This is a genomic window from Methylobacterium sp. Gmos1 (assembly GCF_053764715.1).
This window is the reverse complement of sequence record NZ_JBSNCC010000046.1, coordinates 1-9,122: the sequence shown is the minus strand read 5'-3', so window position 1 is coordinate 9,122 and position 9,122 is coordinate 1. Positions and strand designations below refer to the sequence as shown.

The window sequence follows — 9,122 nt, the reverse complement described above, 5'->3', positions numbered from 1 at the left end:
TCAACCGCTACATCGCTGAGCACAACGACAGGCCAAAGCCCTTCGTCTGGACCAAGCCAGCCGCCGCCATCCTCGATGCTGTCAACGGCAACGCTGTACCATCCGTTTGAGTCAGGGCACTAGGTGATCGCGACCGAACTGAACGAGCGGCAGCGCGTCATCCTGCTTGCCGCGTACGATGAGGATCAGGCTCGTGAGGCAAGGTATAGCGGTCCGGGCGGTTCTTCCGTCCGGCTCTGGCGCTGGATCAAGTACGGGCCTGTCGGCCACAAATGGCTCGATGGGTCGGGTCATCACGTGTTGCGGACCAAGCTCGCCGAGGTGGGACTGGTCAACCAATGTCAAGCGACGCCCGGAACTGACCCTTTTGCGTCATGAAGAACTGGCCCCTCTTCCAGTTTCGTAATTACCCACGGGGTGTTTTTCGGCCCGCGCGTTCGTCGGCACGTCTATCCGGGCTGGCGGCTGGGAGGTTGATCAGGGTGTGATGGTGGTGAGCAGGGTGGCGAAGGGCGTGGCTTTGGTTCGGAGCGCGGCGGTGGCGACGACGGTGCGCACGTCCGCCTCGCCCTGGGCGGCCCACATCGCCCGATAGCCGTTCGTCACCTTGCGCTGGATCACCGCCGGCCGCAGGTCGCGCTCGCAGGCGTTGTTGGTCACGTCGACCTGCCCCGGGAAGGCCAAGAAGGTCAGGAGTTGGTCGCGCGCCCAGCCCATCCGGGCCTGGAGCGCCTGGGCCAGATCGCAACGAGCCGGGGCCTTCAGGATGTCGTCGAGGTCCTGCTCCAACTCGCGCCGCTTGCGCGCCAGGGTCGAGGCGGCCAACTCGGTCAGTCCGCGAGCGAGCCCGAAGGCCTTGTCGAGCCACCACTGGAGCCGCAAGGCGATCAGGTCGTCGCCGGCCTCGACCGCGTAGGCCACGTCGCGGGCGAGGTGCGCCAGGCAGGTCTGCTGGCGCTCGCCATGGCCCTGCTGGGCCGAGTACCGGTCGGAGATCCAGACCGCCGGCCGGTGTCCGGCCATCACCTCGCCGACCACGGCCGCCGCCCGGCTCGGGGCGGCGTGATGGACCACCGCGTCCTGGCAGCGGAACACCCAATGATAGCTGTTAGTGCCTTCGATGCGCACCCCGGTCTCGTCCGAGGCCACCACAGGCGCCTGGCGCAGACACGCCAGCGCCGCGTTCCGGCCCTCGGCAAAGCAACCTTGGGCGCGCCGCAGCAGGTTCATCAGCCCGCCCTGGCTCAGCCTCAGCCCGAACAGGTCCGACAGGGCGGCCTGCAATCGTTCGTAGGACAGCGCCTGGAAGGTCTTCAGATAGGTCGCCACCGCGTGCAGCCGCGGCCCGAACGGCGTCGCGTCGGCCCCCGCCGGTCGTGGGGCGACGACCCGGGTCCGGCAGGCCGGGCAGGTCACGCACAGGCGCCGGTGCTGCTCGACCACCGGGCGAACCAGCGGCAGGTCGATCCGCTCGTGCACGCTGACCACCTCGGCCGGCAGGTCGGGGGGCAGTGGCTCGCCGCAGGCCGAGCAGGAGACCGGTCGGTGCTCCACCACCTGATCCGGGTCAGGCGTCAGCGCCCGCTTGTGGCCCTCGTGCCCGGGCTTGGCGCCGCCCGGCCGGGCCTTCTCGCGCCGCTCCTTGCGGTCGCCCGCCGGCGGCTTGGACGAGGTGCGCGAGGTCTTCTCGGGCCGGTGCAGCTTCAGCACCAGCTCGATCAGTTCCTCCTTGCTCAGGCGCTCGAGGTCACTACGGCTCATCCCAATAACGAATCAGCCAAACCGCGTTCCGGCAAGGGGGGGGACCTGCCGCGACCGACCAGCGCCGTCCCGACACCCCCTGGGTAATTACCCAGTTTCTATTCCTAAACGGGTGTGGGTTGAGGGGCGGTCGTCGCCCTCTGCAGCAGACCGCTGCGCCGCTTCTCGCGCAGCCGGTAGCTGTCGCCCCGGATGGTGACCACATGGCTGTGGTGCAGCAGGCGGTCGAGGATCGCGGTCGCTACTACCGCGTCGCCGAACACCGTGCCCCACTCCCCCACCGCCCGGTTCGAGGTCACCAGCATCGCGCCCCGCTCGTAGCGCCGGCTGACCAGCTGGAAGAACAGGTGCGCGGCATCCGGCTCGAAGGGCAGGTAGCCGAGCTCGTCCACGATCAGCAGCTTGGGCTTGGCGTAGTGCGTCAGCCGCTCCTCCAGCCGGCCCTCGGCATGGGCCTTGGCCAGTTGCGCTACCAGGGTCGTGGCCGGCGTGAACAGCACGCTGTAGCCGGCCACGATCGCCTCCCGGCCCAGCGCCACCGCCAGGTGCGTCTTGCCGACGCCCGGAGGACCCAGAAGCAGCACCGCCTCGCCGTTGGCGATGAAGCGGCCGGTGGCGATCTCGCGGATCTGCCCCTTGTCGAGGGAGGGCTGGGCCGCGAAGTCGAAGCCGGTCAGGTCGCGCACGAACGGGAAGCGTGCCAGCCCGAAGGCCATCTCGATCCGCCGCTGGTCGCGCCGCGCCACCTCACGCTCGCAGAACAGGGTCAGCGCCTCGCGGATCGTCAGGTCGCGCCGGCCGGCTTCATCAATCAGCGTGTCGAGTTGGTCGCGGAGCGCCGTCAGCTTGAGCCGCCCGAGCAGCGCCGTGAGGTGATCGTGCCCCTCGCTCATCAGAAGCCTCCCCCGGCCACGGCCTCGTATTCCGAGAGCGGCCGCAGTGGTCAGCCGCCATCGGCTTGCCCCCACCCTCGGCTCGCAGGTACAGCTTGGTCGAGAACCCGCCCTGGCTGCGCCCGAGAGCCTTGCCCACACCCTCGACCTACCGTGCGAGCCTATCAGGGGTGACGCCGCGGCGTTCGAGGCTTGGTGCGCCCGCTACGGCTTCCGGTCGCTGCCGGCGAGCCCTGAGGCCGTGGCCGGCTTCCTGGTGGCGGAGGCGGAGGCAGGCCGGGCGGCCTCGACGATCGGCAGGCGTCTCGCGGCCATCAAGTACGCGCACAAGCTCGTCCGGCAGCCGGACCCGACTGAGGACGAGGCGGTGCGAGCCACGATGAAAGGCATCCGGCGCAAGGTCGGGACGGCGCCGGACCAGAAGGCGGCGGCGACGGCCGACGTGCTCATGGCGATGCTGATGCGCACGCCCGACACGCTGACCGGCAAACGGGATAGAGCTCTACTCGCGCTTGGGTTCGCCGGGGCGTTCCGTAGATCGGAGCTGGTCGCCCTCGACGTATCGGATCTGCGCGAGGATCCCGAAGGCCTGCGGGTGCTGGTGCGCCGGTCCAAGGTCGACCAGGAGGGCGCCGGGTTCGAGAAGGCGACCCCGCACGGGCGGTTCATCCGGCCGGTTGCCCTGCTGCGCGACTGGCTCGAGACGGCAGGGATCACCGAGGGGCCCGTATTCCGGCCGGTATCAAGGTCGGGCAGGGTTCGAATGACAATGCGGGGTACCAACCCTGCCTGTCTCACCACCCAAGCCGTCGCAGACATCGTGAAGCGGTATGCAACTGCGGCCGGGCTCGATGCCTCGACCTTCGGGGCTCGCTCCCTGCGGGCCTGCTACATCACGACAGCAGCGGAGCGCGGCGCGGACCTTGCCCGCATCATGGACCAGTCTGGCCACAGAGATACGCGTACAGTGTTTTCATATATTCGCCGCGTGAATGCGTTTAAGTCTCGCTCAGGGAGCGGTTTTCTATGATAGCGCAAGAAAGTACGATGCTACACAGAAGGGAGGGAGGCAATCTTTTTGGCGTGGCTCGCATCAGAACAAAGGAGTTTTAAAAACTCCCTACACAGAACCGCGACGTTCTGTAATTATTTCTTCATAATCAACTGGGAAGACTTTCAAAAATATCTCTTCACGGACAATGGTCGGAATATAAATGACGGTTTCAATGTTCATGCATGTTATGAAAGACGAACCCCTAAGCAGCTTCTCGACCACATCAACTACATAGGAGCCGGCTGGCTGTGTACCATCAATTGTGCTCAGCCGGAAGGGATGATCGAACATGACGATCTCACGAGTTGTACGCATAGTTCATAGCCAAGTTATCAATAAAAATAGAATTCAAAAATCAACTATGCCTCCAAGTTGGGAGTCCTTATGTCATGAGATTTGATATTACGGATGATTTTATTTGCCGCATCGGCGGAAATTTCACCAGCAGTCACAAGCTCCTTGACGACAAGAGAAAATTCTTGCGATGTCAGTCCATTGAGCCGCAACTCAGACCGCAGTTTGTCAGTCAACCGCATCATCATGAGATCATGTTTGATCTCAATTTTTGATGGTAGAGCTAGGCTTCTACCAAAATTTTTGGACGCTTTCATGGCTTTGAACTCCATTATTTTATTATCATTATTTATTTGAAGATCGGTCGTCCTCGATATCATAGTGTGTATTTATAGCACATCACACAATGAATGGATATCGAGATCATGCTGGCATATTTCGTTCTTTCTAAAGTTCCCACATGTAAAGTGTTTTAGTTAATAAATCACCACAAATTCGCTATTGGCCTACGTATATCAATGTGAGTTCCGTGATTTAAACCATTGAGCGGCAGCTGCTCTTCGGTTCTTCGGATCGCCCATATGAACTATCTTTTCGACAATTAAATTTTTATTACGTTCGATTGCCGCAAATCTGCTAACAGCGTCGTATTGCACCGCTCCGGACATCACCGCAACTGTCTGGTTTGTCGAATTTTCAACGTGAGTCATGTTCTTGCCCTCTCAAATTTGCATTTTCAAATGCACCGACTTAAAAGCCAATGATCACCCTGTAAGAAGGTTCCTTATTTGCAAAAATTTCACGCATAAACGGCCTGATCGCACTAAATTTTATAGGGCAGAAATGCTGCACGATGAGTACCTGCTCCACCAAATAGGACTCTGGCACGAACGTGCTGTGATCGGCACATCGCATCGCGCGACGCCGGGCGACACCGCCCCGAGGTGATCACTAGGCGGATGTGCAGCCAACGCTCAGAACCCGAGCGGCAAGCGCAAAGCCGTTCATCTATCCTGGCATCTCGATGTCGCTACGGCTCTCCAGAATGTCCCAGGCCTCGTCAGCGCACGCTGCTTCGATGACGGCGAACCCAGCGTCCGGCGGCGTCCAGCAGGTCGCTCGCCATCATGCGTACGAGGCACGTTAGCCGTAAACTTCGACGCCAACCGACATTTCCAGGAGGGCATTGGCAGGCCCGATGAAGCTGCCCGTCACCGGCATGATCTGGCGAATGTCGCGCGCTACAGCGACCGGGATCAGGTTCGCTCCTCCCACGCTGCGGTTGGTTGGGTCAAAGGTGATCCACCCTGCGCCGGGTAGGTACACCTCGCCCCAAGCATGAGTGGACCCGCCATCGGCCGACCCGAGCAGTGTACGCGTGGGGTCATGCAGATAGCCCGAGACAGCCCTTGCGCCGAAGCCAAGGCTCCGGACCGCCTCAACAAAGAGCGTAGCCAGATCCCGGCAGGATCCTAGGCCCGATGACAAGGTTTGGCTCGGCGACTGTGTGCCCTCATCCTCCCGGGCCTGGTAGGTGATCCCGGCACCCACACCAGCATTGATGTCCTTGAGGAGCGACAGAGTGTCGGTGGGGTAGCCCGCAACGAACCCCTGCGCCCAGTTTTGCAGGCGATCCCCATCGGGGTACTTCCGAACCGTCAGTGCTCCCAGGTCCGTCCACTCGTCGTCTGAGTACCGGAAGGGAAACGAGATGGCCGAGGCGGCGATGTCGAAGACCGGATAGGTAGCCGAGGAAAGCTCGACCTGAGCTGCGCTGTCGATGACGAGCGTGTCGGACTGGGTTTCAAAGGTGGCGGTCGCAACCGCGTTCCCGGCAACATCGCTGGCCCATGTCACAGTCGCATTCGGCGTCACTCTGATGTCGCTCGAACGGAGCCTCAGGTCCCGAGCCTCCCGTGGGCGCAACATCAGCCGATGCGGTCCGAGCCCGACGGGCTGTCTGTAGCGGTAAGTCGTCCGGTGGCAGATGCGTAGATCGACCAAGGGATGCTCCTTATGAACCATATCGGACCGCTCCCTACCCCGAGCGGTCCTTCGCGCGATTAAACGCTGGCCGGGTACTGGCGCGCGATCACGGTCCAGATCATCGGCAAGTGCTCGTCAAGCATGTCGCCGATAGCCTTCTCGTCGGTGTGATCGGCGCCGCGGTAGTGCTCAATCGCGGCCATGACACTGCTATGCCCGGCGATCAGCTTGCGAAGTGCGCCGATGATATTCCGGTCTAGCTCGTCGTCGGTGAGGTGGCGCAAGCTGCTCATGTCGGCTTCCTTCTCCAATCTGCGAATGCGGCTCTCAAGGGTACGGTTCATTTCTTCAGGCCCTCCAGGGCGTCGAGGCGGGCTTGCACGTCCGTCACCTCGATTGCCCGCACGTGGGCGTCCACCAGCTTGCCAAGCTCGGCAGCCTCGGACGGGGTGAGTTCGCCTGAGGCTACGGCGGCGAGGAGCGCCCCGGTCGCCTTCGTCAGGTCGGCCGCGGTCTCGATCGGGGGCAGGGCGAAGGGCACAGGGCGGTCCTTGCGGACAGGCATCAGGCGGTCGAGGCACAGACGCAGGGCTGTGGGATCGCCATCCTTCGCCAAGGTCGTGGCCTTGCGCATGATGGCGTCGGCGTCGTCCTACAGGATCAGCTCCATCGCCTGTGCGACCCGGGTCCGACTGCCCTTCGCTCGGCCGGCAGGGTTGCCGCTTTGCCCCTTCTGGAATGGTCGCCCTCTCGCGGGCATCACGATGTCCTCTCGTTTACGGATCTTTATCCGAGCTTCGGCACGGTACCCGCTGTTAGCGCTGTTCAGAACAGCTTCAGAGCAGCGGATCAACACCCACATGCATCAACGGATCAGCCAGACCTCCGATCCGTATCGCGACTGAATGGCCTTGCCCGCTCCTCATAGTTTCGAGCAGTATGATGCCTCACGAGTCCCGTGTAACCCGCCGTGAGGCCTGGAAGAAGGCATTCAGCCTTGTCCACTTCGATGCAGATAGGTTTCAGCGGCCGCGGCGCGAAAGCCTGCTGGTCAGCGTCATGCGGGTTATTGTTGCTGGTAGCCTGCTGGTAGGGTGGGCTTACCTCGGCCCGACAACGCACGCCGCCTCTGCCTCAAGCGCGATATTGGCCATCACCCGTTGAAACAGGTGAGCGGTGGGGGGATCTGCGGTGCTCGTGAGGAACGAGGATCCATAAGACACACAGGGTACCTTACATGGGCGCGCCTGGTTCTTCGCGCCTGCAGCTCTCACGACAAAGCCCAGCAAGCCGGTCTCGGCCGCTGGGCTTCAGGTATCACGTGATCAGGGAAGCTTACGGGCAGTGATGTCTCTTCCTATCGTTGCCGAGGTAAGTGCCGGTGGCCCGGTCATACGACCGGAAGCGTTGGGTGCAGTAGCTCACCTGATCGGCATCGGATGTGACCTCAGTGGCGGCAGGCGCGTCGCCCTCGTCAAACCCGCCGTATCCGGCCGGAGCATAGCCGCCACCATAGTACCCATCATCGTAGCCGCCGTACCCGTAGCCGAGCCCCCCAGCGGCCAAGCCAAGCCCGAGACCCACGCCTAGCCCGGCAGCTCCGTACCCGTAGCCCCGTCCGCGGTAGTAGCCGCCTCGATTGCCGGCGTACCCGCGCCCGCTAAAGCCGCCCACGGCAGGACGGACGCCACCAGCTGCGACGGTACCAACTCCACGTTGACCACCGACAGCAAGCCCCGAGCTGCCAGCAGCGCCACGGAAGCCACCCATACCTCCGCCACCGCGGAAGCCGCCAGCGGCGAGCCCTGAGCCACCGCGGACGCCGCCACCCACACCACCGATGCGCGCGCCGCCAAATCCACCGCCACCAGCGCCGAAGCCGCCACCCCGGAACCCGCCTCCACCGGGGCGGGCATCAGCTGCCGCCGGGAGGAAAGCAAACGCAGCGGCCACGGTCGCTGCAGTGATGAGAGCATATTTCATAGGATTTGTCCGTGGTGAGAGAAGCCTCTCATACTCAGTGAACTTCCCCCGGGTGCTTTCGGTCCATGCTCGCGACAATTCTGCTTGCCAGGAGAAGTAGCGCCGAACGGCGTAGCTTGATTGCAGGATCCTGTCTGACCTCTCTCATGCAATGCGCCACCCAACACAGGTGCAATGGTTAAGCTTTACACGCCCCGCATCGACGGTCGCTCATGGCCGCAAGGGGACAGAACGATGCTACCCATCATTCGGATCATTGTCGCTGAGGCCATCCTGACTGTGTGGAGCCATGTGGCTCCTGCCAGAGCAGCACACATCGTTCCGATCGAACAGTCAGGTCAGACGGTCGATGCTGCGCCGCTTACCGAGGACTGCTGCCCTCTGCAGGCTTGGCCGTACATCGGCTGAGGCAGCCTGCTGACAGGACCGACCATGATGCTCGCCTCCACTGTCCTCGCCGGGTTCGTCCTCCTGCTGGCTGTGAGCCGCTAAGGGGCTCACACGTCACTGTTGAATTGGGGGCATGTGCCGGCACCTTCGATCCTGGATCACTTCTCATGCGTTGCCTCGCAGTAGAGGATCACCGCATGCTCGAATTTCAGCACGAAAGAACCGAACTCGCCCGCGCTAATCGGCATATCGAGGATGCGGACCGACGTATTGGTAGGCTCGTCGAACGCATCATGGAGAACAAAGCTAAAGGGTGGGACACGACTGAAGCCGAGAGATTGCTCCATCTGATGCATGAGATCCTGGACCAGTGGCACGCGCACCGGCAGGTCATCCTAGTTGCCATTGAGCGGGGTGGCCGCCAGGGTTGGAACCCAACCGGCTGAGCATACGGGAGGCCGTTCGCCACCCGATGCAGACGTGTCCGTTCTCGGCCCGGGACCACCGCATTAGGCCGGCGCATTCCGAGTATGGGATCTCGCCTTACTCACCCGGGTCACCGCTAATTGCCCTCAGGGCCTCCAGGACGGCGTTTTGGGGTTTGGGCGAATAAAGCCAAGCCTGCAAAAACGCCTCCAGTGAACCGCCCCGGGTTTCCTGGAGGCTCCAACTTCTGAGAGGATGGAGCCATGACGAAGCGAACAGCCCCTTTTTCGCCTGAGGTGCGCGAGCGCGCGGTGCGGATGGTGCGCGACCATGAG

Annotated in this window: 13 protein-coding genes and 1 pseudogene; 2 read left to right on the top strand and 12 right to left on the bottom strand. The window is 62.6% G+C overall.

The window, feature by feature from the left end:
- Positions 1–123 precede the first annotated feature (123 nt).
- Complete coding sequence (locus ACS5PV_RS32515) at positions 124–378, top strand: hypothetical protein (protein WP_455399443.1); 255 nt, start codon at positions 124–126, stop codon at positions 376–378.
- A 99-nt stretch (positions 379–477) separates the two neighbouring features.
- Here the strand turns inward: ACS5PV_RS32515 and tnpC are convergent, their stop codons facing one another.
- The 3 genes and pseudogenes from tnpC to ACS5PV_RS32500 all read right to left on the bottom strand — a co-directional run.
- Positions 478–1,761, bottom strand: a complete 1,284-nt coding sequence (gene tnpC / locus ACS5PV_RS32510; protein WP_455399442.1) for an IS66 family transposase — start codon at positions 1,759–1,761, stop codon at positions 478–480.
- Between the two features lie 104 nt (positions 1,762–1,865).
- Positions 1,866–2,654, bottom strand: a complete 789-nt coding sequence (istB, locus tag ACS5PV_RS32505) for an IS21-like element helper ATPase IstB (protein ID WP_455399441.1) — start codon at positions 2,652–2,654, stop codon at positions 1,866–1,868.
- A 52-nt stretch (positions 2,655–2,706) separates the two neighbouring features.
- Positions 2,707–2,858: pseudogene (locus ACS5PV_RS32500) on the bottom strand (IS5-like element ISMra2 family transposase); the annotation flags it as partial.
- A 37-nt stretch (positions 2,859–2,895) separates the two neighbouring features.
- On the opposite strand from ACS5PV_RS32500, the gene ACS5PV_RS32495 reads away from it, so the two are divergent.
- Positions 2,896–3,684 (top strand): site-specific integrase, encoded by a 789-nt coding sequence (locus ACS5PV_RS32495; RefSeq protein ID WP_455399440.1) that lies wholly within the window; start codon positions 2,896–2,898, stop codon positions 3,682–3,684.
- A 90-nt stretch (positions 3,685–3,774) separates the two neighbouring features.
- Here ACS5PV_RS32495 and ACS5PV_RS32490 read toward each other — a convergent pair whose 3' ends face one another.
- The 9 genes from ACS5PV_RS32490 to ACS5PV_RS32450 all read right to left on the bottom strand — a co-directional run bounded on the left by ACS5PV_RS32490 (position 3,775) and on the right by ACS5PV_RS32450 (position 8,744).
- Positions 3,775–3,999 carry a hypothetical protein gene (locus ACS5PV_RS32490; RefSeq protein ID WP_455399439.1) on the bottom strand — a complete coding sequence of 75 codons (225 nt, stop codon included), beginning with the start codon at positions 3,997–3,999 and terminating at the stop codon, positions 3,775–3,777.
- A gap of 68 nt (positions 4,000–4,067) precedes the next feature.
- On the bottom strand, positions 4,068–4,334 hold the full coding sequence (locus ACS5PV_RS32485; RefSeq protein WP_455399438.1) for a hypothetical protein: 267 nt from the start codon (positions 4,332–4,334) through the stop codon (positions 4,068–4,070).
- An 811-nt stretch (positions 4,335–5,145) separates the two neighbouring features.
- Complete coding sequence (locus tag ACS5PV_RS32480; RefSeq protein WP_455399437.1) at positions 5,146–6,006, bottom strand: transglutaminase family protein; 861 nt, start codon at positions 6,004–6,006, stop codon at positions 5,146–5,148.
- 59 nt (positions 6,007–6,065) lie between these two features.
- Positions 6,066–6,332: a hypothetical protein gene (locus ACS5PV_RS32475; protein ID WP_455399436.1), complete on the bottom strand. Its 267-nt coding sequence runs from the start codon at positions 6,330–6,332 to the stop codon at positions 6,066–6,068.
- Positions 6,329–6,622: a hypothetical protein gene (locus ACS5PV_RS32470; protein WP_455399435.1), complete on the bottom strand. Its 294-nt coding sequence runs from the start codon at positions 6,620–6,622 to the stop codon at positions 6,329–6,331. Before ACS5PV_RS32470 ends, ACS5PV_RS32475 begins: the two co-directional genes overlap by 4 nt.
- 18 nt (positions 6,623–6,640) lie before the next feature.
- Positions 6,641–6,748, bottom strand: coding sequence for a DUF5681 domain-containing protein (locus ACS5PV_RS32465; RefSeq protein WP_455399445.1), 108 nt, complete (start codon positions 6,746–6,748; stop codon positions 6,641–6,643).
- Positions 6,749–7,323: 575 nt separating this feature from the next.
- The gene (locus tag ACS5PV_RS32460; RefSeq protein ID WP_455399444.1) at positions 7,324–7,413 is read right to left on the bottom strand and encodes a BA14K family protein; all 90 of its coding nucleotides are present in this window, start codon (positions 7,411–7,413) and stop codon (positions 7,324–7,326) included.
- A 161-nt stretch (positions 7,414–7,574) separates the two neighbouring features.
- On the bottom strand, positions 7,575–7,904 hold the full coding sequence (locus ACS5PV_RS32455) for a hypothetical protein (protein ID WP_455399434.1): 330 nt from the start codon (positions 7,902–7,904) through the stop codon (positions 7,575–7,577).
- Positions 7,905–8,519: 615 nt separating this feature from the next.
- On the bottom strand, positions 8,520–8,744 hold the full coding sequence (locus ACS5PV_RS32450; protein WP_455399433.1) for a hypothetical protein: 225 nt from the start codon (positions 8,742–8,744) through the stop codon (positions 8,520–8,522).
- Positions 8,745–9,122: the final 378 nt, after the last annotated feature.

Coding starts and splice junctions, on each gene's coding strand:
- ACS5PV_RS32475 (WP_455399436.1), bottom strand. CDS start 6,332: ATGAACCGTACCCTTGAGAGCCGCATTCGCAGATTGGAGAAGGAAGCC.
- ACS5PV_RS32455 (WP_455399434.1), bottom strand. CDS start 7,904: ATGCCCGCCCCGGTGGAGGCGGGTTCCGGGGTGGCGGCTTCGGCGCTG.
- ACS5PV_RS32470 (WP_455399435.1), bottom strand. CDS start 6,622: ATGCGCAAGGCCACGACCTTGGCGAAGGATGGCGATCCCACAGCCCTG.
- ACS5PV_RS32485 (WP_455399438.1), bottom strand. CDS start 4,334: ATGGAGTTCAAAGCCATGAAAGCGTCCAAAAATTTTGGTAGAAGCCTA.
- istB (WP_455399441.1), bottom strand. CDS start 2,654: ATGAGCGAGGGGCACGATCACCTCACGGCGCTGCTCGGGCGGCTCAAG.
- tnpC (WP_455399442.1), bottom strand. CDS start 1,761: ATGAGCCGTAGTGACCTCGAGCGCCTGAGCAAGGAGGAACTGATCGAG.
- ACS5PV_RS32465 (WP_455399445.1), bottom strand. CDS start 6,748: ATGCCCGCGAGAGGGCGACCATTCCAGAAGGGGCAAAGCGGCAACCCT.
- ACS5PV_RS32490 (WP_455399439.1), bottom strand. CDS start 3,999: ATGTTCGATCATCCCTTCCGGCTGAGCACAATTGATGGTACACAGCCA.